Annotated in this window: 24 protein-coding genes, 2 tRNA genes and 1 other annotated feature; of the genes, 8 read left to right on the top strand and 18 right to left on the bottom strand. The window is 44.5% G+C overall.

What is annotated here, in order from left to right:
• Positions 1–10: 10 nt before the first annotated feature.
• From CHX35_RS02545 to asnB, 10 genes are all read right to left on the bottom strand, one after another.
• The gene (locus CHX35_RS02545) at positions 11–442 is read right to left on the bottom strand and encodes a Fur family transcriptional regulator (protein WP_091833345.1); all 432 of its coding nucleotides are present in this window, start codon (positions 440–442) and stop codon (positions 11–13) included.
• Between the two features lie 13 nt (positions 443–455).
• The gene (locus tag CHX35_RS02540) at positions 456–1,322 is read right to left on the bottom strand and encodes a metal ABC transporter permease (protein WP_091833342.1); all 867 of its coding nucleotides are present in this window, start codon (positions 1,320–1,322) and stop codon (positions 456–458) included.
• Positions 1,323–1,389: 67 nt separating this feature from the next.
• Positions 1,390–2,157, bottom strand: a complete 768-nt coding sequence (locus tag CHX35_RS02535) for a metal ABC transporter ATP-binding protein (RefSeq protein ID WP_091833481.1) — start codon at positions 2,155–2,157, stop codon at positions 1,390–1,392.
• Positions 2,158–2,307: 150 nt separating this feature from the next.
• Positions 2,308–4,383 (bottom strand): YhgE/Pip domain-containing protein, encoded by a 2,076-nt coding sequence (locus CHX35_RS02530; protein WP_091833338.1) that lies wholly within the window; start codon positions 4,381–4,383, stop codon positions 2,308–2,310.
• A 94-nt stretch (positions 4,384–4,477) separates the two neighbouring features.
• On the bottom strand, positions 4,478–5,074 hold the full coding sequence (locus CHX35_RS02525) for a TetR/AcrR family transcriptional regulator (RefSeq protein WP_091833335.1): 597 nt from the start codon (positions 5,072–5,074) through the stop codon (positions 4,478–4,480).
• Between the two features lie 206 nt (positions 5,075–5,280).
• On the bottom strand, positions 5,281–5,739 hold the full coding sequence (locus CHX35_RS02520; RefSeq protein ID WP_140413524.1) for a hypothetical protein: 459 nt from the start codon (positions 5,737–5,739) through the stop codon (positions 5,281–5,283).
• A 134-nt stretch (positions 5,740–5,873) separates the two neighbouring features.
• Positions 5,874–6,440, bottom strand: coding sequence for a class I SAM-dependent methyltransferase (locus tag CHX35_RS02515; protein ID WP_091833329.1), 567 nt, complete (start codon positions 6,438–6,440; stop codon positions 5,874–5,876).
• 211 nt (positions 6,441–6,651) lie between these two features.
• Positions 6,652–6,727 (bottom strand) — tRNA-Arg (locus CHX35_RS02510).
• 158 nt (positions 6,728–6,885) lie between these two features.
• Complete coding sequence (locus tag CHX35_RS17380; protein WP_176391833.1) at positions 6,886–7,029, bottom strand: hypothetical protein; 144 nt, start codon at positions 7,027–7,029, stop codon at positions 6,886–6,888.
• 230 nt (positions 7,030–7,259) lie between these two features.
• On the bottom strand, positions 7,260–9,104 hold the full coding sequence (gene asnB / locus CHX35_RS02505) for an asparagine synthase (glutamine-hydrolyzing) (RefSeq protein ID WP_091833326.1): 1,845 nt from the start codon (positions 9,102–9,104) through the stop codon (positions 7,260–7,262).
• 221 nt (positions 9,105–9,325) lie between these two features.
• Here asnB and CHX35_RS02500 point away from each other — a divergent pair, with 221 nt between their 5' ends.
• On the top strand, positions 9,326–9,805 hold the full coding sequence (locus tag CHX35_RS02500) for a glutathione peroxidase (protein ID WP_091833323.1): 480 nt from the start codon (positions 9,326–9,328) through the stop codon (positions 9,803–9,805).
• Positions 9,806–9,820: 15 nt separating this feature from the next.
• Entirely contained in the window at positions 9,821–10,270 is a 450-nt protein-coding gene (locus tag CHX35_RS02495; RefSeq protein WP_091833320.1) for a MarR family winged helix-turn-helix transcriptional regulator, read from the top strand.
• 415 nt (positions 10,271–10,685) lie between these two features.
• Here the strand turns inward: CHX35_RS02495 and CHX35_RS02485 are convergent, their stop codons facing one another.
• Positions 10,686–11,174: a cysteine hydrolase family protein gene (locus CHX35_RS02485; RefSeq protein WP_091833313.1), complete on the bottom strand. Its 489-nt coding sequence runs from the start codon at positions 11,172–11,174 to the stop codon at positions 10,686–10,688.
• A 403-nt stretch (positions 11,175–11,577) separates the two neighbouring features.
• Here CHX35_RS02485 and CHX35_RS02480 point away from each other — a divergent pair, with 403 nt between their 5' ends.
• Together CHX35_RS02480 and CHX35_RS02475 are read left to right on the top strand one after the other, a co-directional pair.
• Positions 11,578–12,744, top strand: coding sequence for a hypothetical protein (locus CHX35_RS02480; protein ID WP_091833310.1), 1,167 nt, complete (start codon positions 11,578–11,580; stop codon positions 12,742–12,744).
• Between the two features lie 43 nt (positions 12,745–12,787).
• Positions 12,788–13,960, top strand: a complete 1,173-nt coding sequence (locus CHX35_RS02475) for a hypothetical protein (RefSeq protein WP_091833307.1) — start codon at positions 12,788–12,790, stop codon at positions 13,958–13,960.
• 51 nt (positions 13,961–14,011) lie between these two features.
• Here CHX35_RS02475 and CHX35_RS02470 read toward each other — a convergent pair.
• From CHX35_RS02470 to guaB, 6 genes are all read right to left on the bottom strand, one after another.
• Positions 14,012–14,101 (bottom strand) — tRNA-Ser (locus tag CHX35_RS02470).
• Positions 14,102–14,290: 189 nt separating this feature from the next.
• Positions 14,291–15,571, bottom strand: coding sequence for a serine--tRNA ligase (serS, locus tag CHX35_RS02465; protein ID WP_091833304.1), 1,281 nt, complete (start codon positions 15,569–15,571; stop codon positions 14,291–14,293).
• A 44-nt stretch (positions 15,572–15,615) separates the two neighbouring features.
• Positions 15,616–15,839, bottom strand: a binding site (T-box leader).
• Positions 15,840–15,850: 11 nt separating this feature from the next.
• Positions 15,851–16,438 carry a pyridoxal 5'-phosphate synthase glutaminase subunit PdxT gene (pdxT, locus tag CHX35_RS02460; protein ID WP_091833300.1) on the bottom strand — a complete coding sequence of 196 codons (588 nt, stop codon included), beginning with the start codon at positions 16,436–16,438 and terminating at the stop codon, positions 15,851–15,853.
• A gap of 19 nt (positions 16,439–16,457) precedes the next feature.
• Positions 16,458–17,357: a pyridoxal 5'-phosphate synthase lyase subunit PdxS gene (pdxS, locus tag CHX35_RS02455; protein ID WP_091833297.1), complete on the bottom strand. Its 900-nt coding sequence runs from the start codon at positions 17,355–17,357 to the stop codon at positions 16,458–16,460.
• Between the two features lie 96 nt (positions 17,358–17,453).
• Positions 17,454–18,689 (bottom strand): D-alanyl-D-alanine carboxypeptidase family protein, encoded by a 1,236-nt coding sequence (locus tag CHX35_RS02450; protein WP_140413523.1) that lies wholly within the window; start codon positions 18,687–18,689, stop codon positions 17,454–17,456.
• A 135-nt stretch (positions 18,690–18,824) separates the two neighbouring features.
• Entirely contained in the window at positions 18,825–20,282 is a 1,458-nt protein-coding gene (guaB, locus tag CHX35_RS02445; RefSeq protein WP_091833291.1) for an IMP dehydrogenase, read from the bottom strand.
• A gap of 247 nt (positions 20,283–20,529) precedes the next feature.
• On the opposite strand from guaB, the gene CHX35_RS02440 reads away from it, so the two are divergent.
• From CHX35_RS02440 to CHX35_RS02425, 4 genes are all read left to right on the top strand, one after another.
• The gene (locus CHX35_RS02440; protein ID WP_091833289.1) at positions 20,530–21,246 is read left to right on the top strand and encodes a hypothetical protein; all 717 of its coding nucleotides are present in this window, start codon (positions 20,530–20,532) and stop codon (positions 21,244–21,246) included.
• A gap of 17 nt (positions 21,247–21,263) precedes the next feature.
• Positions 21,264–21,683 (top strand): GntR family transcriptional regulator, encoded by a 420-nt coding sequence (locus tag CHX35_RS02435; protein ID WP_091833286.1) that lies wholly within the window; start codon positions 21,264–21,266, stop codon positions 21,681–21,683.
• On the top strand, positions 21,676–22,563 hold the full coding sequence (locus CHX35_RS02430) for an ABC transporter ATP-binding protein (RefSeq protein ID WP_091833283.1): 888 nt from the start codon (positions 21,676–21,678) through the stop codon (positions 22,561–22,563). The genes CHX35_RS02435 and CHX35_RS02430 overlap by 8 nt, the downstream gene beginning before the upstream one ends.
• A gap of 127 nt (positions 22,564–22,690) precedes the next feature.
• The gene (locus CHX35_RS02425; RefSeq protein WP_091833280.1) at positions 22,691–23,764 is read left to right on the top strand and encodes a YaaC family protein; all 1,074 of its coding nucleotides are present in this window, start codon (positions 22,691–22,693) and stop codon (positions 23,762–23,764) included.
• 61 nt (positions 23,765–23,825) lie between these two features.
• Here CHX35_RS02425 and gyrA read toward each other — a convergent pair whose 3' ends face one another.
• A complete protein-coding gene (gene gyrA, locus CHX35_RS02420) occupies positions 23,826–26,285 on the bottom strand; it encodes a DNA gyrase subunit A (protein WP_091833277.1) in 2,460 nt (819 codons plus the stop codon).
• Between the last annotated feature and the right edge of the window lie 11 nt (positions 26,286–26,296).

Genomic DNA, 26,296 nt, shown 5'->3' with positions numbered 1-26,296 from the left:
ACTCACCCCCCTACGCTTTAATTTCTCCCTTGGATTCACAACGACCACAGAATCCATAGATTTCAAATTTATGACCCGTAATACGAAAGTCCTCCGTCTCATTCAACAACTCATTCATTGGACATTGATGGAGGGGTCTTGTCTTCCCACACTCGCGGCAAATCAAGTGGTGATGGTGATTCTTTCCTCCGCAATGTAAGCGATAACGGCGTTCCCCTTCCCACTCGGTTCCTTCCACAATCTCCAATTCCTCAAACAGTGATAAATTCCGATATAACGTATCCACCGATAAACTAGGGTACTCCCCTTTCATTTCTGCCAATACCTCTTTTGCAGAAAGATAGCGATCCTGCTCGCTAAAAATTTCTACCATCTTCTCCCGCTTCCCCGTGTATTTAAATCCTTTCGCTTTTAATCGATCCAAGGCTTGTTGCAAATCCATCACAATCGCCCCACTATCCTGTAGTCAGATTGTCTTGTCGCTTTCGCATCCAAATAATTAATCGCTTCATCCCCATCACACAAAGCAGGATCCCTACAGCCACTAATACAATCGTTCCACCCGATGCCCAGTCAAGATAAAACGCTGCCACCAATCCTGCAAGCACCGAAATTTGTGCAAAAATCACGGCATAAACGATCGCTTGTTTAAAGCTATTGGCTAATTGAAGACTTGCTGCGACAGGTAGGGTGATTAGCCCAGAAACCAGTAGAATTCCTACCACGCGAATTGATGCGGTTATCACTAGGGCGACAGCAAGACTAAACAAAAGGTTAATCCCATGACGAGGAATCCCTGCATAAACCGCACTTTCTTCATCAAAGGAAAGAGCAAATAGTTCTTTATAAAAAAGAAACACAATGACCAGTACAAAAAGACCTGCACCTACAATCGCCAAAATTTCCGATTTCCCTACGGCAAGAATACTTCCAAATAAATAACCCGCTACATCCACATTAAACCCATTCGCCGCACTGATCAATACAACCCCTAAACCGATTCCACCGGATAAGATAACAGGAATTGCTAACTCTTGATACGAACGATACAAGCGCCGTAGTTGCTCGACAAAGACTGAGGCCACCATGGAAAAAGCCATCCCCATATATAATGGACTCACCATCGCAAAGGCGGCTACATATTTTTGCAGCAACAGGCCAGCCGCCACACCCGAGAGGGTAACATGAGCCAACGCATCGGCAATGAGAGACAAGCGGCGAACCACTAAAAACACGCCCACAATTGGCGAAATTAAGCCGATGATCACCCCTGCAATTAATGCCCGTTGCATAAATCCATAATGCAAAAGAATTTCAACCATAGCTGAATCGACACCCTCGGTGCCTCCGTCCCCCTTCCTTCCATCTCTCTCCTATCCACTTTCATGTTTAATGATCATGCTCGACCACTTGAACTTCATGACCATAGGAGTCCGAAAGAATCTTTTGTTGTTGCGCGACAAATTCCTGGGAATCTCCATGGAAATGAATTCGTCGATTTAAGCAAGCCACTCGATCAATATAGGTGGTCACAGCACCTACGTCATGAGTGACCAGTATTAAAGAAAGGCCCTGTTCACGATGGTAATGGGAGAGCAGTTTATAAAACTGTTCCGCCGAATGAGCATCTACCCCAACAGTCGGTTCATCTAAGATCAACAGTTCGGGATCAGAGACAAGTGCTCTAGCGATAAATGCCCGCTGTTGTTGACCCCCAGAAAGCTTTCCGATGTTACGACTGGCATAAGGGGTTAATCCTACCTTCTCAATCACTTCATCCACCTTGATACGATGGGCTTTATTGAAGCGCCGGAATAATCCCATCTTGCCATAAAGGCCAGATGCCACGACTTCCCATACCGTTGCTGGAAATCCCAAGTTAAAGCTATTCGCTTTTTGTGAAACATAGCCAATCCGAGACCATTGGCGAAATCGACGGATCGGCTGCTCAAAAAGACGTACTTCCCCGCGATCCGGGCGATAAGAGCCGAGAGCAATCTTAAGCAAGGTGGATTTCCCTGATCCGTTAGGCCCAACTAAGCCTAAAAATTCCCCTCGTTGCAATGACAAGCTCACATCTTCCAACACCGTTTGGTTTTCATAGGAGAAGTAAATACCCGTTAATTCCAACACGTTTTCGATTGATTTCACCCCCATCCATGTAGCCAATATCCATTCCTTCTGTTTATTCCATCGTGGATTAGAATGCCCTAATTATAGCGAAGGCCTCCACCTTTGTAAATCGAAAAGATTACGTTTTGTTCCCCTCCAAAAAAAAGCCGACCTGAGGTCGACTTTAGCCATCTTTTATTTTTCTTCGGTACGAAAACGAAGGCTGACTCGATCTTTTAACCAATCGAAAAGGATCTTTATCCCATAGGCACTCGTTGCGTATCCGATCAAAATCCATAGATTATGCGTTAGGATCGCTTGACCATGAGAGGAGACCGCTTCCCTCAACCCTTCAACAGAGTACGTCATTGGTAAAATGGTGTGAAGAGACTGGAAGAAATCAGGTAACATCTCAACTGGATAGGTTCCTGCACTCGATGTGAGTTGAAGCATTAGAATAATAATGGATATCATCCGTCCTGCATCCTTAAATACCGTGACAAGAAGATGGTTAATTGCTGTAAAAGTAAAGGCGGTAATAACCGTAAAGAAATAGAACCATCCCGTCTGTTCAGGTTGAATTCCTACTAGATAAATGAGCGCTGTCACCAACAATAATGCTTGGATGGTTGCCACAGCCAATGCCGATCGTATCGCAAGTGGCCGTTCGTCATTTAGCACGGGTCGTTTTAGATCAACAACAGTAAAGAACAACATGGCGCCTACCCAAAGGGAGAGCGAAACAAAGTACGGTGTAAAACCAGTTCCATAATTGGGTACATGGTCAATTTCTGATTGATCCACAGTGACAGGGTGTGACATCTGATCCGCTTTGTTATCTTTCCCAACAAGGGCGTCCTTGGTTTCTTGTACACCCTTCCATAATCCCTCTGCCAGTTCACCCTGACCATCTTTAATTTTGCCAAGGCCGGGCTCTAACTTCTGAAGTCCCTGATCAATTCGCGTTAATCCATCAATCAAGGGTCCTGGTGCTTTAGCAAGCTCCTTAATCCCAGAATTTAATTGCTTCGTTCCATCAAGAAGGTCATGCTGGCCTTGATTGAGACGATCAAGACCATTTGCCATCTTATGTGCACCGGCAGCTAACCGATTAACACCGTCGACCATCTTATCGAAATCAAGTAGTTTTTGATATAAGTCGTTTACTTTCGAACGAATCGCATCCCAGATATCATCGAGTTTCCCAGCCGCATTGAAAAGTGATTGATTTAAATCTTTTTTATCTTCAATTTTTCCACGGATCGCTTTAATTTCTGGATTGTCCTTCAACTCTGGATTTTTTTGTACCAACTGATCCAAGTGATCTTCAATCTGATTATCCTTTTGGTCAATTTTATCAATGCGATCTTTTAGTACATCAGAGGGCTTTTTCCACCCAGGTTCATCTAAAATATCTTTCAGTTTTTTTATTTTATCTTTAATTGGTGCCAGTTTTTTTTGCACCTTTTTCACTTCTGTTTGCAATGTACCGAGGCCAGAATCAATCTCATCGGCTCCATCTGCCAATTGACTGGTGGCTTGCGTGGCTTTCTTTTGCCCCTGTAGTAATTGTTCACTCCCCTGGTCTAACTTGGCGATACCCGGCGCAAGCGGTTTAACCGCCTTTAAAATCTTTGCCGTACCGTCCTCCAGCTTACCAGTCGCCCCCTTTGCTTTCCCTGAGGCATCTTCCAATGTATCGGCTCCATCTGCTGCCTTAGCTAAATCCTTTGCGGATTTACCCATTCCTTCAAACACCTTCATGGCATAAGTACGGCTCAATTCACGCTCTATTTTGGTCTGTAATGAAAGAATTGCTCGTTTGCCAATTTGTGATGAAAGATAGTTCGAACCCTCGTCCGCATAGTATTGGATTCTGCCTTTATGGGGGTGAGGTTGATCGACACTGGCTGCATTCTTGGAAAAATCTTCAGGAATAACAATTCCCATATAATAGCGATTCTTCTTAAATCCATCACGCATTTCTTCTTTATCCACGAAGGTCCACTTTAATTTATGATCATCTTTTAACTCATCCACCAGGTCTTTCCCAACGTTTAACTTCTCATGATCAATGGTTGCCCCCTCATCCTCATTGACAACCGCAACCGGTAAATCGTCCATTCGATCATACGGATCGAAAAACGCCGTGAGATAGATCCCACTATATATGAGGGGGACGATAAGAATCCCGATCATAACACTGATCAAGGGTCGGTGCTTTACAATGTCGTAGAGAGCAAGTCGTGTACTCCTCTTCCGTCTCAACATCTTTATCGTCTCCTTTCCACCAAAACTAAACTGACCAGTCAGTATAAAAATGATTATACTTACTTCATGCCACTTTGGAAAGCCTACTTTTGACCTAGTTCTTTAGAATGCCTTGATGTAATAACATTTCTAACATATCGACAACAGGAGTCGTTCTTGTGTTAGCCAATTCCTCGCCGGAAAGGTGGATATCTCGAAACACTTCCTGCAAAACGGTTACACTCATCGCTCCAAAAATGGCGATGGAGGTCTCTGTGGCATTGATTTCACGGAAATCACCCTCTTGAATACCCACTTCCAGCACTTCACGAATAATGGATTCAAGTTCGTGGATATGCGCGCGAAATTCATATTGGCGTTCGTTGGAGCTCCACACTTCAGCCAGAAGAAGCTTTGCAAAGGTACCGTGTTGAAATAAGTACGACACTTCTGCTTCTAATAGACCTCTTAATTTTAACGTGGGCTGTTTTACTTCATCCATTCGCCGTCGAACATATTCCTTCATCTTCTGCAACCCATGATTCATTAACGCAGTAAAAAGTTCATCTTTGCTAGTAAAATGGTAATAAATCGTCCCTTTTGCTACTCCTGCCTCACGAGCGATATCATCCATTTTTGCCCGATCGAATCCCCGTTCAGCAAACACTTTTACAGCCGCTTCAAAAATCATTCCCACTGTTTCACGACTCAAAACCAGTTCCTCCTCTTTTATCTACCATAAAAAACGTCCTCCCCCCGGATATTGCTTAGGGAAGACGTTTTGATCGCTAATAAAAGAATGCATACCTATTTTAAAATGCCTCACGTTCTCAAAACTTGCTCCCATTTATTATATGCACGAAAGGAAAGACGAAGCAAGCACTATCGACTCCCATCCACGTAACCCTACATCGATCGCTACCTCAATTTTCTTACCACTTCTCGACTTTCCTCTCCACGAACTAACAGGGTATTTTCATCCACACGCGTGATCACTGTCGTATGAACGGTTGCCTCTGTTTCTCTTCTTTGGGAAGGAGAAATCGTTCTACGAACATCCGCATCAAAATTAATATAGGTCGATCCAGCTGCTGTTGGAAAATCCCTAGCTCGTTGCGAGGTAAGTGGCTGTGGAGTAGATGACCCAATTAAAAAAGCATTGGTGGTTCGCGCCGCTCGATTCGTAAACGCACGATTTCTTTGTGCTGGTGGTAAATGTGCTGCAAACAGTGCACTCCCCACTAAAAAATAGGACTTTCCATATTGTTGTACGGTTAACGTTAATCCATCCCTTGTTCGATACATCCCCGACAAATTGTCTGTGCCCTGGGAGATACGCAATTTTCGTGATCGGAGATTTTTTTTGTCTGATTTCACTTCATCAGCTCCACTTGTTTTTGCCAGATTATGCACCTCCCTATCATTGGATTGGATGATTACCTAGCAACCGGTAGATTGGATTAGCATGGAAGAATCGATCCCCCACGCCTTATTTAATTAATTAAAACCCTTCAATTATCAAACGGCGTAGGCTTTATCGCATCCACCATTAACGATGCGAATTCCCCTGTTCGTATACGGGGATCCACCGGCAGAGAGCGATAGATCACACCATCCTTTTCATCCCAGGATTGATGATGAAATTGTCCTTGCTCATCGTAGTACTCTAATAACGTGGTTTCAAAACCAGCCATGGTAAACATCGCTATCAAGGTATGATAATTGTATACAATTTGATGGCTAGCAGCAGGATGATCCCGAGGTCCAGGGCCCCCTACCTGCACAGCCTGTTGATATTCGGGATTCGGGCAAAAGGCATCCGGCACAGCACATCGAATATGTCCTCCTGGTTTTAAATACTCAAAACACAACCGTGCCGCTTTGATTCCCTCTTCATAGGTGAGATGCTCCCATACATGCTCCGCTAGAATGGCCGTCACACTCTCCCTTTGAAACTTGCGCGACCAGTCTTCCCGCTTCAGTAAGTTCAAATCCTCCGCTTGGGTGTGAATCCATCCGGGATTATTGATATACGGACCCGCTCCCACCACTACACGAATTTCTTTATCAGATATCATTAAACCATCTCCTTTCTATCACATTAAACCAATATTGGAATTTCATCAAAGAAAAGCATGTCATAATATCGTACATGGAACATCGTTTTCTCAGTATTCAGGCGCGTTGTTTCTCCTACCTTCAAGCGCCTAAACTGATAAAGAGATCAACTGAGACAACACCAAAAAATCACCCTCCATTAACACATGAAGGGTGATTTCACATAAAAAGTGGCGCACCCGAGAGGAATCGAACCTCCGACACGTGGTTTAGGAAACCACTGCTCTATCCACTGAGCTACGGGCGCATAAGGTTACTTCGTTTACTCTTCATTGTATCGTAGCCTAAGTGAAAGATCAATCATTCCCCCGTCTGAATCGTAGTGATGGCCCCGATCGGTTCATTAAACCTTTCTTCTCGATCTGAAAAGGCCCTCCGTCCTTCATGGATGACCTTTCCTTCATGTTATGACGCATTCTTTTTTTTGCGCCGCCCACTTCTTTTACGCTGACCAAGCTGTTTTTTCCATCGCATCAGAACGTCTGGGAGCTCCATCAGTAATCGCAACAGTGAGGCGACAGCAACGATCATTTGCACCCACTTTTCCATCGGTATTCCCCCTTTTTAAGAGGCGGCTTACGGGTGGGTAGGTGAAAGGCCGTCCGTTATGAGTATTATAGAACATACGTTCTGTTTTGGGTAGGTATTCGACAAAAATAGACCTTCTTCTTCAAGAAAAATTTATAGGGTCCCCAATAACTCTTGGGACCCCTCAGATCGCTTTTTTCTTTATTTTATTTAATGGATAACTTTAAAGGTTGACTTTAAATCGGTAGTCCCTATGTTAACCGTACTCTGTACTCTCTCATCCATTGATCCAATTGCATCACCCACGCAAACAATTGAGGAACATTCATTAATTGGCCGAACCATGGCAAGTGGGCATTTGATAAATCTTGTGAAGCAAATGATTTCACCGCCTGCTTATCGATCAATTGTCGGACAGGTGAATCTCTCTCCGCTAATACATGGAGAGCCTTACTACGAACAGCAGCCAGATAGTCTGGGTTATGGGTTTTTGGATAGGGGCTCTTTTTTCGCTGCAATACATCGTGGGGAAGAATCCCTTGTAGCGCTCGTCGCAACAATCCTTTTTCTCTTCCGTCGATGGCTTTCATCGACCAAGGAACATTCCATACGTATTCCACCAAATGATGATCACAAAAGGGCACGCGAACTTCTAAACCTACTGCCATACTCATACGATCTTTGCGATCCAGCAACGTTGGCATCCACCTCGTAAGGTTGAGATAAAAAATTTCTCGTATGCGCGCCTCTTCCTCCCCTTCTCCATCTAACCGTGGCACCTCATTTAACGCCTGTTGATAACGATCCGCTACATATTCTTCCCCGCGAATCAGCTCCTTGGTTTCCCCGGTGAAAAAGCGCATCCGCTCGTGTAAAAAGCGCGACCAAGGAAATGTATTGGCTCCGACCATCTCGGGTCGATGAAACCAAGGGTAGCCTCCAAAGACTTCGTCTGCACATTCTCCAGATAGAACCACCGTGGACCGTTTTTTAATTTCCTGACAAAATAAATATAAGGAAGCGTCAACATCGGCCATCCCCGGTAGATCCCGGGCCGTTGTTGCCACTGTCAGCGCCTCTACCAACTCTGGAACCTGTACAATCACGTTCTGATGGTAACTACCTAGGTAGGATGTCATTCGTCGGATCCAAGGGGCATCGGGGTTGGGCTGAAATTCATTGGCTGTAAAATAACGCTCATTATCCTGATAATCAACGGAATAGGTATTTAACACACCCCGTCCTGTATTACGATAGTGCTTTGCAGCATATGCGGAAATCGCACTGGAATCAAGCCCTCCAGAAAGCATCGTTCCCAAGGGAACATCGGATACCAGTTGCCGAGTCACCGCATCTTGAAAAAGATATCGCACCCGCTCCACTGTATTATCAAAGGAATCGGTATGGGGACCGCTTTCCAATTGCCAGTAAGACCGAGTGATGCATTGATCCCCATTCGTTTTTAACCAATAACCCGGGCGTAACTCTTCCACTCCTTTAAAAACACCATGACCTGGCGTGCGTGAAGGGCCTAGAGCAAGTACTTCCGCCAACCCTTCCCCATCAACAATCGGTTCTACGGCTGGGTGGGCCAGCAAGGTTTTTAATTCCGAAGCAAAGAGAATCCCGCTTCCTCTACGAGCAAAAAACAATGGTTTTACCCCGATCCGATCCCGTGCCATATATAAACTTTCTTCCCGTTCATCCCATATGGCAAAGGCAAAAATCCCATTTAAATGGGTAGCTACTTCTACCCCCCACTCATCATAAGCGGCCATGATTAATTCGGTATCGGACCGTGTCTGCAAGCGATGTCCACATTCAATCAATTGTTGCCTTAACTCATCCATATTATAAAGCTCACCATTATAAGTAATCACACGATGACGTCCCTCTAAGTGACGCACCATCGGTTGTGCTCCACCCTCAGGATCGATCACACTGAGACGCCGGTGACAAATACCTGCCCGCCTGGAAAGCCAATATCCTTCCGCATCCGGGCCACGGCATACCATCGTTTCATTCATTCGTTCCAACAGCTGCCGCTCTTGGCTAACATCACGTTCCCAATCGATCCAACCGGCGATTCCGCACATGAAAACGACCCCTCCCCATCCGGGTATATTCTGATTCCCAACGCACATGATCCATCCAAATAATTGGATAGATGCCCAGTACAGTCTATGTAAGGATTCAGTAAAGGTGAGTCATTCTCAGTGATCTCACATTGACAACCTGATGAAAATAATACTATACTCTTTGTGCATAATTTAATTTTGCACAAATTATTTAGGGTGGGGAATGGGAGGCTAACTAAGTGAGTGTTCATACTTTTACAGCCACCACGATCAATGGTGAAGAACAGTCCTTATCGATCTATCAAGGTAAAGTACTCCTTATTGTAAATACCGCAAGCAAGTGCGGATTTACTTTTCAATATGCTGAACTTCAAGATTTGTTTTTGACATACCGTGATCACGGATTTCATGTACTCGGCTTTCCCAGCAATCAATTTTTGCGTCAAGAACCCGGTACCGATGATGAAATTGAAGAATTTTGTCAATTAAATTATGGGGTATCCTTTCCGCTATTCTCAAAAATTGATGTAAAAGGACCAAATATGCATCCGCTATACCGTTATCTCGTGTATAATGCACCTGGGGTCTTTAACAAAACAATAAAGTGGAATTTTACCAAATTTCTCGTCGACAAAAGTGGGAGCGTGATTCAGCGCTACTCTCCCATGACTAAGCCGTGGGTGATTCGTGATGATATTGAAAAAGCACTGGCTCAATAGTGAGGTGAACTAGCCATGTCCTCTAAACCGCGTATGCTACTAAGCGACCAACTCTGTTTTGCCATATATGCCTGCTACCGCGAAATTTGTCGAATCTATCGCCCTTTGCTCGACAAGCTGGATCTTACCTACCCACAGTACTTAGTTTTACTTGCGCTATGGGAACATGAAAAGCTCTCCATCAAAGAGCTAGGACAGCACCTTCAGCTCGACTCAGGAACCCTTACTCCGATGCTGAAACGAATGGAGTCTGCAAACCTTGTGATCCGTAAGCGGTGCCTAGAAGATGAACGGAAAGTGTGGATTACCCTCACGGAAAAAGGCATTCAGCTTGAAGAAAAAGTCGCTTGCATTCCTGAAACCCTCATTGAAAAGAGTGGGGTTCCTGAAGAACAGTTTCTACATATGCGAAACCAACTACAGGAGTTACAAGCCCATCTCCATCAAATGAGTAAAAGCGAATAAAGCAAGGCTCTCTATAGCGGGAGCCTTGTTTTTTTAACAACAAGATTATAATGTTACATTACAAGGAGGAAATATTATGAATAACTTTCGGTTGTCCATATGGGGGTATGGTAGTTTTCTTTTTTCAATTATGGTTCTTTCCTTATATCTTATGAATATCATTGCTGAAATGGGTAATTTTTTTGGCACATCGCTTATGATTTTCTCAATCGTGAATGGGTTCTTATTCAGTGGATACAGCATATCTAAAAATAAACAATTATCTCCTTCAATCCTTACCCTACTCATTAATATCTTTTTATTCATCATGCTTGCCTTGGGATTTCTCATTACTTCCATGTAATAAAAGGAGGGGAAGCTTACACGCCCCTCCCTATTGTCTACAACACTAACTTTTCCGTTTACAATACGATATTCATCTCATCATATAATCAATCGCGGTATATGAAAGTACGTGGCGATCCCGATAAGTCTGATCCACTGACTCCCTTTTGGTACTGATGATTCCATTTTGTAAAATTACGGGGTTAAAACCTCTCTCCATCGCACCGTTATATGTAAATAACACACAATATTCAGCAGCGAAACCCGCTACAATCACGAAATGAACCTCTTTCTCAAGTAAATACTGTTCTAATTCCGTTTTCCAAAAAGCATTCGAGTATTCCTTTGTAATCAAGAGATCAGCCGAATCCACCTTTATTTCCGAAACAACATCCTCTCTATCAAAGTCCGTTTGGGCACGCCCTTCCACATCTTGAATGTGAACCACCAGGTGTTCTTTTCCTCGCAATGTGTTCGCCACATGATTTATATACTCACAAGCCGCAGCCACTTGAAGCGCTTCCTTTTGCTCCTCTAAAAATTCCTTTTGCATATCCACAATGAGAAGTGCAACTTTCATTGATGATCCCTCCAAATTATCATTTCTTTCACACTCCTTATTTATTGAGAAGTGTACTTCATTATATCCCATCATTTTAGCAATTTACATTTTAAAATATCTTACACTCTATGGATAGATCAAATAAGAGAACTGTATATCCCCTAATCTTACTTTATTATTCATAAATTTACTCAAACCAGGAAGATTTATAAATTTTTTTATTTTAACTTTTTATGGAAATTTAGTTAATTATCGATTATAATTATTTCCGTTACATTTAAAATACATTGCAAAGGAGACATGAAATTTAAATTAATCAGCTCCATTTTAGCAGGTCCTCTCAAGAAAATTATCTGATAATCAGCGGATAGCAATCAATCTGTATTGTTTATTTACCACCTACCCAAGAAAGGTATTTAATATGAAAAATAAAATAATAGCTGTTATCTCTACCATTATTGTCATTATAATCGGATTTTACTATTTATTTTTAAATAACAATTTTTTAGCTAATTTATTATTCTTAGATGCTGAAAAAATCAAGGACCCCAGCTTTTTAAAAGACAAACAAGCCGTACTTTATTATTCTACACCCAATTATTCATTGATGGGATTTAGCTATGCCATCTTTGTAGACAATAAGGGAGAGACACAAGGAATTAAAATGCACGAACTTGACTGTGGAACTGTGACAAAAGGGAATCATCGTGTATTTCTCGAGGAAGCAGATAGAGTACGAATTATCGGAAAAAACTACAAGGAGTTTCCCATGAAAGTAGGTCAGTATCTTGGTCATCAATCCGGGTATTTAAAAAGGAAGGATCTGTTCTTCAGTCTCTATAATTCAGGATTACATGATTCCTATATACGATATGGAAACGAAAAGGGCTTCCATACAGAAAAGTTCCCAGGTTCTATCGAGGCCTCCGGTCTATTTGATGATCATATTTTTGTAGTAACAGAAAATTTAAATGAAATTGATGATGAAGTTGACAACAGTAAATATGAACTCATTGAATTAAAAATTCAAGACGAGGTAAAGACAAAGCCTATAAAAACGTTAAAATTCAAAGGCGAACTTAACCCCTCAACGATTCATGCAGATGAAAAGTATGTGTATATCATTATGACTGTAGATAAAGACGATCATAATGGAAAAGTGCTCTTGATTCGAATTAATAAAAAGACCCATCATCAAGATCAATTCACTCTTGCCAACTACAAAGGAATTGATGACCTCTATCAAACGACTACATATAATGATCAAAGAGCTGCTCATATGTGGAAGGATGACTTATATTACATTGACGGATTGGGAGATGTTTACACCTTTAACACGAAGACTGAGAAGAGTAAGAAAGAATTTTCACTCCAAGAGTCTCATTTGGGTGAACAAACTGCCTTCCGTGGAAAGTACCTTTACTTATATAAATTGAATGAGAAAACTCATCAGCACAGCATAGACAAGTACTATCTAAAGACGGGAAAATTAGTAAAAAGAATAAGAATCAAAGGGATAGATACAATTTTTTTAACCAATGTTTTTGGTGATGGATTTGGTTTATATGATTTTGAAGTTCTAAAATAATGTGCACGCAATCTCATTCACTCCCATGGAGAGGACGAATTTTATGAATAAAAAGATTACCATAATAATCGCTTCGATAACCATCTTCATTTCTCTGGTTCTTGGTTTGTCCTGGTATGTAGTCCATGCAGATGACGCTTGGATCATCGATGAAGATGCGGTCAAGAAGCCTAATTTCTTAAAAAACCAACGGGCGGTACTTTACTTCTCTCCCCCTGATTATGCCGATATTTTTCAAACGGGTTATCGCTATGCGGTGTTTGTTGACAAACAAGGCGAGGCCAAAGGATTGCGGATTAACGCCATGGATACGGGTACCGTTGTGACAGGGGCACATCGTCTATATGTTGATGAAAGCGACAAAGTACGAATCATCGGGGATCGGTATAAGGAATTCCCTGTTAACGGACAGGGAATGGGTGGCGGAGCCGGTTATTTAACAAAGAAGAAAATGTTCTTTAGTCTGTATCCAGATAACAACAACACCCAAATACGATATGGAAACGAAAAGGGCTTTCACACCAAAACTATTCCCTATTTCGTTTCAGCTTCCGGGTCCTCGGATGATGCTATCTATATTGTCACGGAAAATCCCGATGATGATAAAAATGATCACTATGGGATAAAAGAAATACACCTCGATCAACACGGGATGAAGGTCAAGGCGATCACCACCTTACGGATCAAGAATGAACCCTCCCCCATCACGATACAAGCCGATCACCAATATCTCTATGTGTTAATGTGTGTTGATCATGACGAGCGTAACGGTAAGGTTTCATTAATTCGGATCAATAAAAAAACGCATCAGCACGATCAATTCACGCTGGCCAGCTACAAGGATGTCTCGGATATCTATAACATCACAATGGCTTACGATAGAAAAGCAGCCTACTTAAGGAATAATAAATTAGTTTATGTGGACGATTTAGGTTATATGTACACGTTCAATACAAAGACAGAGAAAATGGAAGATAAAATTTTACTTAAAGATTCCCAATCCGGTGAACTGACCACCTTTCATGGGGACTATCTCTACCTTTATAGTCAAGATGAAAAGACTCGTAAACATAGCATTAACCAGTATCAACTTCAGACGGGTCAGTTGGTAAACCACCAAGAAATCAAAGGGATGGATAAGATTTTTTCAACCAAAATAATTAATTTCTATCGTAATGCCACTTTGTATAGTTATGATTTTGAAATAATTAACTAATTAACACAAAAAAAGAGCTTCCTATTAACTCGGAAGCTCTTTTTTATACGTTGGCAGAGAGGGTGGGATTCGAACCCACGGAGGGCGTGAACCCTCGACGGTTTTCAAGACCGTTGCCTTCAACCACTCGACCACCTCTCCACGATGATCCAATCCTTATGTTACTACTTTTTGCGATCTCTTTATTGATTATACGGGGGATGCTTTTATTCGTCAAGTAGCATGATTACTTTCTAATATTTAAGAGACGATGATCGTACGAATGCCCATTTTACTTATTAAGTAAAAGAAGCTATCCCGTTTCCTATAGCTTCTTTTACTTAAATGGATTTAATCCTTTGTTATTTTTTCAAGTCCTCCCAGATACGGGCGTAATACTTCGGGTATGAGGATACTGCCGTCTTCCTGCTGATAATTTTCAATTAATGCGGCAACGGTCCGACCAATAGCCAATCCAGAGCCATTTAAGGTGTGAATAAACTCCGGCTTACTCCCCACTTCCCTACGGAAACGGATATTGGCACGACGTGCTTGAAAATCTTCAAAATTACTGCAAGAAGAGATCTCACGATAAGTGTCAGAGCTCGGTAGCCAAACTTCCAGATCATATTTCTTAGCTGCTGTAAATCCAAGATCTGCTGTGCACATCATCAACACTTGATAAGGGAGTCCCAAAAGTTGCAGTACTTTCTCTGCATTCTCTACAAGGCTATCTAACTCATTATAGGAATCCTCTGGGCGAACCATTTTAACTAATTCAATCTTGTTAAATTGGTGCGTACGAATCAACCCTCTGGTATCACGTCCAGCAGATCCGGCTTCCGAACGAAAGTTGGCACTGTACGCGGCAAATTTTTTCGGAAGATCCTTGGCGTTGAGAATCTCATCTCCATGAAAGTTCGTCACTGGCACTTCAGAAGTAGGAATCAAAAAGTATTCGGTTCCCTCAACTGCAAAGGCATCCTCCGCAAATTTAGGAAGCTGACCCGTGCCGGTCATACTTGTTCGGTTCACCATATAGGGAGGAATCATTTCAGTATATCCGTGCTCTCCCGTATGAAGATCCAGCATAAAGTTCATCAATGCACGTTCTAGCCGAGCTCCTAATCCTTTGTAAAACACAAATCGCGAACCTGTCACCTTCGCTGCTCGTTCAAAATCAAGAAGGTCTAGCTCCTTGGCCAAATCCCAATGGGGCTTTGCCTCAAAGGTAAAAGAGCGGGGTTTACCCCAATGCCGAACAGGAACATTCTCCTCTTCACTTGCACCCACCGGTACACTTTCATGGGGGATATTTGGGAGCGTAAGCAAGGTTTTATGTAGCGACTCTTCTACCTGTCGCAAATGACCATCCAATTCTTTAATGCGATCCCCAACCGTCCGCATTTCTAAGATGCTCTCTGATGCATCTTCACCGGCTTTTTTCTTTTGAGCAATCTCCTTCGAAACGGTATTTCGCCGACTTTTTAATTCCTCTGTTTCTTGTAAATAACGACGGCGATCCTTATCCAATTGCATGATCGAGTCCAGTCCGCTAATATCTTCACCCCGATGGGCTAATCTTGCTCTGACTGTTTCCATATCACTTCGCAATACTTTGATATCCAACATGGATTCATCTCTCCTTTGATCTAACAACACAAAAACCCCCCATCCCAAGGGACGGAAGGTTCCGCGTTGCCACCCTAATTTAATCGAGGAAACTGCCCTCGATCCTCTTCTGTGCGGGATCACGGTCGCTAACCGGAGACGCTTTAGGGATCGAGCCCTTTCACGCCCAGCTCCGAGAGGGATTCCCCAGTAGAGTAGAACGGTTCACACCAACCACCGTCTCTCTGCACCACCCTCACTGGGTACTAATTCTCATCGATGCTATTCATTGTATATTCATTAAGCACTGCGCTTCCGTTGTGCCGCCTTTACCATTTCGACAAAGTATGAGTGCAACCGTGCATCTTCGGTCAACTCAGGGTGAAAAGATGCCCCGAGGAGATGACCTTGCTTTACAACGACGATGCGTCCATCAATTTCACAAAGAACGTCACTCGCATTCCCTACTTCGGTAATCAATGGGGCTCGAATAAATACGGCTTCAAAGTCTTCAGCGACCCCTTTAATTGCGAGCTTCGCTTCAAAGCTTTCCCGTTGACGACCAAAGGCATTACGCTGAACCGTAATGTCCAATAGGCCAAGGTGAGGGGTATCCGTCCCTTCGATGCGGGCAGCCAGTACGATCAAGCCCGCACATGTGCCAAAGAGCGGTACACCCCGACGCCCCATCTCTTGAATCGGTTCCATTAAATCATACAAATGCATCAGTTTTGCAATGGTTGTCGATTCCCCACCGGGAATGACCAAGCCATCAAGCCCCTCGAGCTGTTCTTTCCGTTTGACGAGAAAGACCTCCGCTCCTGCCTTTTCTAACATTCGTACATGTTCTTGTACTGCTCCTTGAAGAGCGAGTACTCCAATCTTCATACGATACGGCCTCCTTCGCTTACCAGCCCCGCTCTTGCATGCGTGCGGAAGGTTCTAGGGAAGAAATCTCAATCCCTTTCATGGGAGCTCCCAATCCCTTTGATAGTTCAGCGATCAGGGTATAATCTTCGTAGTGGGTAGTCGCTTGTACAATCGCACGTGCAAACTTCTCAGGATGATCCGATTTAAAGATACCCGAGCCAACAAAAACGCCATCGGATCCAAGTTGCATCATGAGAGCGGCATCCGCTGGAGTCGCGACCCCACCCGCCGCAAAGTTTACAACAGGTAATTTCCCTGTTTCATGAATTTGCAATAACAACTCATAGGGAGCACCGATTTTTTTCGCTTCTGCCATCAATTCGTCCCGTGACATTCCTTGAACTTGGCGAATTTGGCTCATCATCATACGCATATGTTTCACAGCCTCAACGATGTTTCCTGTACCGGGTTCACCCTTGGTACGAATCATCGAAGCCCCTTCACCAATCCGACGCAATGCTTCCCCAAGATCCCGAGCTCCACACACAAAGGGAACGGTAAAAGCATTTTTGTCGATATGATAGAAATCATCAGCAGGGGTCAACACTTCGGATTCATCAATGTAGTCCACACCCATCGCTTCGAGGATACGTGCCTCTACATAATGTCCAATCCGCGCTTTTGCCATAACCGGAATACTGACCGCCTTCATGACTTCTTCGACAATTGTCGGATCTGCCATACGCGCAACCCCACCTGCCGCGCGAATATCGGATGGAACCCGCTCCAGTGCCATAACGGCTACAGCACCGGCTTCTTCCGCGATTTTAGCTTGTTCCGCGTTGACAACGTCCATGATGACGCCACCCTTTTGCATTTCCGCCATCCCACGTTTCACGCGATTCGTTCCTGTAGCGATTCCATTAACTTGGCTCATATCTTTCATCCTCTCCCATTCCCTTATATCCGTACTAAAAGGTTTATTTTCATTGTATCGAAATGGTGAATACCTGACAACTCAGTCCCTCTTCCGTCAGTCTTCCCCGAAAAGGGATCGAAACAACAGTCTCCACCAACTTGCTTTTTCGACAGATTTCCCTGCGATCAAATCGATGGATTTCACCGCGGGGATTCCTTTTCCATCATACAAAATCTTTGCCTTTCCGACCACTGTTCCCTTGTTAATGGGAGCTTGTAATTTTTCACGAAAGGTAACCTGTATCCGATACTTCCTTTTCTCTTCAGGGATGATTGGTAAGGTTAACTTTTCTTTGCTAATTGCAGGAACTGACAAACTTTCCCCGTCTTTGATCGGGGCATTGGGATGATTTGTCACAACCTGATGTCGATGGATCATTTCCACCTGCTGATAACGGGAAAATCCATAGTCCAGTAATTTTTTTGTCTCCACAAAACGAGCAGACTTTGAACGGGTTCCCATCACCACAGATACCAAACGGAATCCCTTTTGCTTTGCACTTCCTGCAAAATTATATCCCGCCTCCCGGGTATAACCGGTTTTAAAACCATCCAGCCCCTTATAAGCATAAGCAAATCCAGGGAGCATTCGGTTCCAATTTAGCAACATACGCTCGCCCGTTTCCCCTTGACGAAATACATAACGGGAATGGGAGACGATGGGTAATACCTCCTCATGATCCAGAAGAATTTGTCGTGTTAATCGTGCTACATCTCCTGCCGACATCACATGTTTGCCTTGAACATCTGGGTAGTCGGGATAACTTCGCTTGGGTAGACCCGTACAGTTCGTAAAGTGAGAGGAGGTTAATCCAAGTTTCTTTGCTTGTTGATTCATCAAGGCAACAAACTTCGTTTCGCTGCCGGCAACATGTTCAGCTAAAGCAACCGCAGCATCATTAGCAGAGTATACGGCCATTGCTGTAAACAACTCACGGATACTCCGCTTTTCACCTGCTTTCAAATACACCTGCGCCTCATCGATCCGCTCCGCATTCTTTGAAACCCGCACTATATCGTCCCAGGATAACTTTCCTTGTTTAATCCTGTCCAACACGATGTATTCCGTCATAATCTTCGTCAAACTGGCGGGTGCATACCGTTTTGATGCTCCCTTTTCAACCAGTACACGACCGGAATTTTTATCGAGCAAAATATAAGAGCGCGCCTTGACATCGATGGGAATCGCTGATGAAGCTGCCTGTGCAGTTTCCACCTGCGCAATCCATCCGATACCACCTATCAGCAAACTCAGTAATAGAAGCATCACTTTGTTGTTACGTCGGATCACAAGTGCATCGCTCCGTTCATTCAATCATTAGAAAAATATTCCTGAAGTTATCGCCTTATCAGTCTACTAGAATGGGGTTTTGAAGTAAACGCCCCATAAAAAAACACCGGATCCGACTCCGGTGTCGCCGTGTCATTATATGTTATAGTTAGGCGCTTCTTTGGTGATTTGTACATCGTGAGGATGACTTTCTTTTAACGAGGCATTTGTAATCCGAATAAAACGGGTATTGTTTTTTAATTCTTGTAAATTACGTGTGCCACAATACCCCATACCGGCTCGTACCCCACCCATTAACTGATACACCGTATCTGCCAAGGGGCCTTTGTAGGGGACTCGGCCTTCGATTCCTTCTGGAACGAGCTTTTGTTCGTTCTCTTGGAAATAACGATCCTTGCTCCCCGCCTTCATTGCGCCGATGGAACCCATCCCACGGTACACTTTAAACTGTCGCCCTTGGTAAATTTCCGTTTCACCTGGAGATTCCTTTGTACCAGCAAACATGCTCCCCATCATCACCACATCGGCTCCTGCAGCAAGTGCTTTGACAATATCTCCAGAGAAGCGAATGCCTCCATCTGCAATGATCGGCACGCCATACTGACGCGCAACCGAGGCACAATCATAGACAGCGGTTATCTGGGGAACCCCGATACCGGCTACGACACGGGTTGTACAGATGGACCCGGGACCAATTCCTACTTTTACAACACTCGCCCCTGCCTCAATCAGTGCGCGGGTACCATCGCCTGTCGCCACATTTCCAGCGATAATCAATAGGTCTGGGTACTTTTCTCGGAGTGCGGAGATAGTATTGAGAACACCTTGGGAATGACCATGCGCGGTATCCACAGTGATCGCATCCACTTCTGCCTCGACCAATGCTTCCGCTCGTTCCATCGTATCCGCGGTAACCCCCACAGCAGCTCCTACAAGAAGACGTCCTTGACCATCCTTTGCTGAATGGGGAAAGAGCGTCGCCTTCTCGATATCTTTAATCGTAATAAGCCCCTTCAGATGACCTTCACCATCTACAAGGGGAAGCTTTTCAATCTTATGACGTTGTAAGATCTCCTCAGCATCCTTCATTGTTGTACCCACCGGAGCGGTAACAAGATTGTCCTTGGTCATCACTTGTTCAATCGGAATGGAGTAATCATGGATAAAGCGAAGATCCCGGTTGGTCAAGATCCCGACTAATTTCTCTTGCTCATTTACAATGGGAACACCCGAAATCCGATATTTCGCCATCAAAGACTCGGCGTCATAGACCTGATGATTTGGATGAAGATAAAAGGGATTGGTAATGACTCCGCTCTCTGAGCGTTTCACTCGATCCACTTCTTCGGCTTGCTCATGTATGCTCATATTCTTATGGATGATACCTAACCCACCTTGGCGAGCCATCGCAATCGCCATCGGTGCCTCTGTCACTGTATCCATTCCAGCACTAATCAAAGGGGTGTTCAGGTGTACACGATCCGAAAGGCGGGTGGAAAGATCCGTATCCCGGGGGAGGATCTCCGATTTCGCCGGAACGAGCAGTACATCATCAAAGGTTAAGCCTTCCTTGGCAAATTTATCTTCCCACATAAACGCGCCAATCTCCTTTATCCGCAGGTTTTTTCTAGCACCCCGCTGAGGTTTTTGGAAAGTCTATCAAACGCGAATAACCCTGTCAAGTTGCTACACTACAGGCGTGAAGCCCTTAATTTATTCAGAGAAAAGCCCCTTTTTCAAAAAATGGGGTTGATTGGTAATGTCCACACTGTTAATATCATTATACACAGTATAAACAATGCGGTAAGCAACAGCCGCTACACTAGAGGAGGAAATATGAATGAGCATCCGGCAAGAAATCCTTTATTTGATCCGTTATGAGTTAAAACGCTCCTGGCCAGCTTTAATTGGCACTTTCCTTTTCACATCCATCTTTGGAATAGCAACCATTATTTTATTTAATTCTAATATCAACAGCGGGTTTTCACTAGATTTTATCTTTATTACCGTACTCCCGTATTTTTGCACCCTATATGGAGCGAAGGAATACTGGTCGATCAGCAAATTAAAACAAGATCCCTTTACCCAACAATTAGCTTGGTATCGGACACTCCCCATCTCACTCCATGGTTTCACAATGTCCCGTATGGTACTCAGCCTTGTATTGGTTTTAGTCATGTCCACTAGTTTTTTCCTCTCCATCTACCCATTCTCTAAACCAATTCATTCGATGGACGCCGGTCACTATCTCTCCTTTGCCCTGATGTGGACGGCATATGCCTTTAGCGTAGGCAGTGCTTATACCTATTTGGAATGGTGCAAACGTGGGATATGGATTTTTTGGGGACCGATCATCGTCATGACAGTTATCGTCTGTCCCATTATTTTTTGGTTAAACGTCTTTCGAGTTAATGTTGTCCAATGGACAATTCATCTCTCCATCACTCACCCCATTCTCTCTGTACTCATTGCCTGGATGAGTGCCGCATGCCTCATCATTGGTTGGTTCTTCGTTATCAAAAAACAAATCCATACCCGCGATTTAGCAATTGATTAACAAAGGAGAGTATTCCAATGCCATTACCTATTCACCTCTCCGCTGATACAGCTATACCCATCTATCGCCAAATCACGGATCAGCTTCAAGAACTCATCCTTAGCGGAATCCTCCCCACAGGAACTTCCCTTCCATCCATCCGTACATTGGCTAAGGATCTGGGATGTAGTGTGATAACCACCCGGCGTGCATATCAAGATCTTGAGGGCGAAGGTCTCATTCAGACACGACAGGGATTAGGTACGTTTGTTACCAGGGTGGATCAAGAAGAACAGGATACCCATCGTTTATCCACAGTGGAAAAAGATTTGCGGAAAACCATCGAGAGTGGTTTTCGTATGGGAGTGACCGAAGCGCAATTGACCGAGTTGTTTACACACTTATTAGTGAAAGTGAAAGCCGAATTGACTTCACGAGGAGGAACTCTAGATGAATAATATTCCTGCTATTCAGCTAGATTGCGTCAGTAAGTCCTATAATGATTTCATGTTAGAACCCCTCTCCATCTCCCTAGAAAAGGGACTTTCCTATGCTCTGATAGGTCCTAATGGTTCGGGTAAAAGCACTCTTTTTCGTATCTTAAACGGACTCCTGCAACCCAGTACAGGATCCATCCAGATTGCTGGGCTCACTCCCAAACTAGCGGATGTAGACATTAAGATGAGAGTCGGCTATGTACCCGAAAGCCCTACAGATCACGGACAGGTGCGTGCTTCCGAGGTGATTGACTTTATCTCCCGTCTCTATCCACGCTGGGATGGAAAATTGTGTGCCGATCTTCTGGAACAATGTGAAGTATCTACCGATCAATCCTATAATCGCATGTCTAAGGGAATGAAGAAGAAACTTTCCTTTGTTCTCGCTTTATCCGCCCGGCCTGAGATTCTCCTTCTCGATGAACCCATGGATGGACTTGACTTCTTTGCACAAAAATTTTTCACGGAACAAATCCATCACGTTCTTCAACAAGAAGGAACTTCGGTGTTGATGGCTACCCACCGCGTTGAGGATATCCGCCGGATCTCGGATGTCATCCTTCTTTTGAACAAAGGGCGATTCCTTGGAGAATTTGAAAAGGATCACCTTCTGGATCAGTGGAAAACCCTGTGGATAGACCGGCTACCCCCTCATCCACAGGAAATCGCTGGTGTCGTTGAATGGGAAGAGGGGCCTTTGCATCGTCTCGTTACCCACAATCACATGCAAACAGTGGAATACCTTGCCGCATCCGGTATGTCGATCACACGGTCCACTTCCCTTGAATTGGACGAAATTCTAACCATCATGCTTCGGAATCCCCATATTTGCTCCTCTTAAATTCCCTAGGGAAAAAGTTATCCTATGTTGTCCACAAGTTATCCACAGGTGTGATTAATTGGATTCCCAACTTCTGTCATAAGGAACCCGCTCTTCAAGCAGACTACATAAGAGATGAGGTGATCCTATGGAGATCGGGGGAATCCGACGCATTCCCTGTGAGTTCCCGGAACGAAAAATGTGGAATCTTTTTTTACTGCTAGAGAATGATGCCATGACCAAAGGATACCTGCGGGATAAATATGCACAGGTGGGTTTGGATCACCCGGATCGTGCCGCATTTCGTGCATCCCATGCCATGATGTCTTATGTGCGGCAAGCACGCGAACTCTATCTGGCTGCACGACAAAGTTCACCCTTTGTCAGTCCATTACTGACCTACTATGGCACGATGAGCCTGGCGAAAGTGTGGATGCTTTCCTTTGATCCTGATTATCCCCGCAATACCTTTGTACTTCGACATGGGGCTTCCACACGTCGACGCAAACGGAGTGATTATCGTCTTGCCGAGGATACCATCCGTATCCAACCCGAGGGACTTCTTCCCGAATTGATGAGATCCTCAGGATGGGGAGCCTTATGTAATACATCCTGGTCCATGAAGCAGCTTTTCTCCCTATTGCCGGATATCCAAGATAGTTACCGCCAAGTATTTCGTGAAACCAGCTTGTATCCCATCGCCATCGATTCCAATCCCATCGAAGGGGCTCCATCCATGTCTTTTACCCTTGAAGAGAAGGTATTGGATCAGCTTCACCTTACCCCAAGAGGTTTCGCAGAACGACTCACCCGTACGGTTGTCGAACCCGGTCCACAATTTACTGTGGATAAGTCACCTACGCCCCGTGGATGGATACGATTTCATTGGCAACATTCGGAATCGACCCATGTAGACTGTTGGAATCGAGGATTTGCTCATCCGTGGTTTAGAGAAGATGTACGCGGTGGGTATTACCTCTATCCCCCCAATCGGGGAGACTCCCTAGGCGTAATGCCAGAGATGTTTGTCCACTACCTCCTCTTATTTTCCTTAAGTATGTTGTGTCGCTATGAAGTTCCCTTATGGGGAGAAATTGTGGATGGAACGGCTGCGAAAGAAGCGGTGTTAATTGAGGAATTCCTACAAGTGACACGCCGTAAGTTTCCTAATCTGATTTTAAACACATTGTTCGAAGAAAAAATCCTGTTTGTACGCGAGTAAAAAAAGGGCTGACCGATCGGCAACAACCGAGGTCAACCCTTTTATCAATGGAGCGATCCGATTAATCTTCGTCGCTGTTTTCTTCTTCTTCCGGGACTTCTTCCCGTTCCACACGAGCCAGGGTAGCCACTTCCTCTTCATCCCTAAGATTCATCAACCTCACACCCTGAGCATAACGACTCATCGTTGAGATGCCGGAGATGTTCATGCGAATGATTAATCCCGAGGTGGTCACGATCATCAAGTCTTCCTCTTCGGAAACCACTTTAAGACCGACCACTTTCCCTTTTCGCTTCGTTATATTTTGCGTCTTAATCCCTTTACCACCGCGGGATTGGCTACGGTATTCGGAAAGTGGCGTCCTTTTTCCGTACCCTTTGGATGTCACGATCGCCACATCCCGGCCAGGAACGACCACTTCCATACCGATGACGATGTCCTCATCACCTAGAGCAATTCCCTTTACTCCTGTAGCGGTACGGCCCATTTGACGAACATCCTGCTCAGGGAATCGAATCGACATCCCATTTTTTGTCCCCAAGATAATTTCTTGTTCGCCATCCGTTAAGCGGACACCGACCAGCTCATCCCCTTCACGGAGATTAATAGCAAAGAGACCATTGCGGCGGATGTTTCCGAAATCCTCAAGTGCCGTTTTCTTTACTACCCCAAATTTAGTACCAAAGAAGAGATAGGAATCCGCCGTAAATTCTTTCACAGGGATAATCGCTTCGATGTATTCCCCTTGTTCCACTTGGATCAAGTTGATAATGGCAGTCCCACGGGCTGCTCGTCCTAATTCGGGTACTTCATAGGCCTTCATCCGGTACACTTTCCCTTTATTGGTGAAGAAGAGAAGGTGATTGTGGGAACTCGTGACAAAGAGATGCTGGGTAAAGTCGTCATCCCGCACTCCCATACCCGAAACGCCTCGTCCTCCCCGGCGTTGTGCACGATAACTCGAGGGAGCCATTCGTTTAATATACCCGCGATGGGTAAGCAAAATGGCCACTTCATCCTCTGGAATCAAGTCTTCATCCGCAATCTCTTCCGCACTAAAGGTGATGCGCGTACGCCGCTCATCCGCATATTTGTCACGGATTGCTGTCATTTCTTCCTGGATAACGCCTAAAATCCGCTCCTCTGAGGCAAGGATGGCCTTCAACTCAGCAATCGTTTTAAGCAATCCTTGATACTCATCCTCAATCTTCTCGCGCTCTAATCCAGTAAGGCGTTGGAGACGCATATCGAGGATCGCCTGCGCTTGCTCTTCGGATAGACCAAATCGATCCATCAGACCATCACGAGCATCCTGGGCGGTTTTAGAGGCGCGAATCAATTCAATCACTTCATCGATATGATCAAGCGCGATTCGTAAACCTTCGAGGATATGGGCACGTTCCTCGGCTTTGCGTAAATCAAACTCCGTGCGCCGGCGGATAATGACCTTCTGGTGTTCAAGGTAGTGGAATAACACTTGCTTTAGGTTTAAGACAAGCGGTTTCCCATCGACTAGGGCAAGCATGTTAATCCCAAAGCTTGTCTGTAGAGACGTGTGCTTATACAAATTGTTAAGGAGCACCTTCGGATTAACATCCCGGCGTAACTCGATAACCACTCGCATCCCATTCCGATCCGATTCATCACGGAGATCGGTAATCCCATCGATTTTTTTATCTCGCACTAATTCAGCGATTTTTTCTACTAGTTTAGCTTTATTCACTTGATAAGGGAGCTCTTCGATAACAATCCGCATCTTGCCATTGTTGGCTTCCTCAATACGGGTTTTGGCTTGTAGACGAACACTCCCACGACCCGTATGATAGGCTTTTTTAATACCTTCTCGGCCAAGAATCAACCCAGAAGTCGGAAAATCGGGTCCCTTAATGTACTTCATTAACCCATCCACATCAATATCCGGATCCTCAATCAAAGCAAGGATGCCATCAATCACTTCTCCTAAGTTATGGGGAGGGATATTGGTCGCCATCCCAACAGCAATCCCAGCTGCCCCATTGACGAGAAGATTAGGGAAACGGGAAGGGAGTACGAGGGGTTCTTCCAGTCGACCATCGTAGTTTTCACCAAAATCAACCGTTTCCTTTTGGATGTCACGGAGCAACTCTTGGGTAATCGGTGCCATTTTTGCTTCCGTATAACGCATCGCGGCAGCAGAATCCCCATCGACGGAACCGAAGTTCCCATGCCCATCTACCAACATATACCGATAGGAGAAATCTTGAGCCATCCGAACCATCGTGTCATACACCGAGGCATCCCCGTGAGGATGGAAGGAGGCGAGCACGTTCCCAACCACGTTCGCCGATTTTCGATACCCTTTATCTGGGGTCATGCCTAACTGATGAAGGGTATAAATAATGCGACGATGCACCGGCTTTAGGCCGTCACGAACATCCGGCAGCGCCCGGCTGACGATGACACTCATCGCGTAGTCTAGGAACGAGTTGCGCATTTCCTGACTAATATTAATTTCCTTTACTCTACTTATTTCTTCAGGCATTCGCTTCACTC

Origin of the sequence: Marininema halotolerans, assembly GCF_900116235.1 — a bacterium.
In the GTDB taxonomy this organism is placed as follows: Bacteria; Bacillota; Bacilli; order Thermoactinomycetales; family DSM-45169; genus Marininema; species Marininema halotolerans.
This window is presented reverse-complemented; position numbering and strand designations above follow the sequence as displayed.

Bases quoted from the DNA above. Each gene is read 5' to 3' on its own strand.
- CHX35_RS02545 (WP_091833345.1), bottom strand. From the start codon at position 442: ATGGATTTGCAACAAGCCTTGGATCGATTAAAAGCGAAAGGATTTAAA.
- CHX35_RS02540 (WP_091833342.1), bottom strand. From the start codon at position 1,322: ATGGTTGAAATTCTTTTGCATTATGGATTTATGCAACGGGCATTAATT.
- CHX35_RS02535 (WP_091833481.1), bottom strand. From the start codon at position 2,157: ATGGGGGTGAAATCAATCGAAAACGTGTTGGAATTAACGGGTATTTAC.
- CHX35_RS02530 (WP_091833338.1), bottom strand. From the start codon at position 4,383: ATGTTGAGACGGAAGAGGAGTACACGACTTGCTCTCTACGACATTGTA.
- CHX35_RS02515 (WP_091833329.1), bottom strand. From the start codon at position 6,440: ATGATATCTGATAAAGAAATTCGTGTAGTGGTGGGAGCGGGTCCGTAT.
- CHX35_RS17380 (WP_176391833.1), bottom strand. From the start codon at position 7,029: ATGGAAAAGTGGGTGCAAATGATCGTTGCTGTCGCCTCACTGTTGCGA.
- asnB (WP_091833326.1), bottom strand. From the start codon at position 9,104: ATGTGCGGAATCGCCGGTTGGATCGATTGGGAACGTGATGTTAGCCAA.
- CHX35_RS02495 (WP_091833320.1), top strand. From the start codon at position 9,821: ATGTCCTCTAAACCGCGTATGCTACTAAGCGACCAACTCTGTTTTGCC.
- CHX35_RS02485 (WP_091833313.1), bottom strand. From the start codon at position 11,174: ATGAAAGTTGCACTTCTCATTGTGGATATGCAAAAGGAATTTTTAGAG.
- CHX35_RS02480 (WP_091833310.1), top strand. From the start codon at position 11,578: ATGAAAAATAAAATAATAGCTGTTATCTCTACCATTATTGTCATTATA.
- CHX35_RS02475 (WP_091833307.1), top strand. From the start codon at position 12,788: ATGAATAAAAAGATTACCATAATAATCGCTTCGATAACCATCTTCATT.
- serS (WP_091833304.1), bottom strand. From the start codon at position 15,571: ATGTTGGATATCAAAGTATTGCGAAGTGATATGGAAACAGTCAGAGCA.
- pdxT (WP_091833300.1), bottom strand. From the start codon at position 16,438: ATGAAGATTGGAGTACTCGCTCTTCAAGGAGCAGTACAAGAACATGTA.
- pdxS (WP_091833297.1), bottom strand. From the start codon at position 17,357: ATGAGCCAAGTTAATGGAATCGCTACAGGAACGAATCGCGTGAAACGT.
- guaB (WP_091833291.1), bottom strand. From the start codon at position 20,282: ATGTGGGAAGATAAATTTGCCAAGGAAGGCTTAACCTTTGATGATGTA.
- CHX35_RS02440 (WP_091833289.1), top strand. From the start codon at position 20,530: ATGAGCATCCGGCAAGAAATCCTTTATTTGATCCGTTATGAGTTAAAA.
- CHX35_RS02435 (WP_091833286.1), top strand. From the start codon at position 21,264: ATGCCATTACCTATTCACCTCTCCGCTGATACAGCTATACCCATCTAT.
- CHX35_RS02430 (WP_091833283.1), top strand. From the start codon at position 21,676: ATGAATAATATTCCTGCTATTCAGCTAGATTGCGTCAGTAAGTCCTAT.
- CHX35_RS02425 (WP_091833280.1), top strand. From the start codon at position 22,691: ATGGAGATCGGGGGAATCCGACGCATTCCCTGTGAGTTCCCGGAACGA.
- gyrA (WP_091833277.1), bottom strand. From the start codon at position 26,285: ATGCCTGAAGAAATAAGTAGAGTAAAGGAAATTAATATTAGTCAGGAA.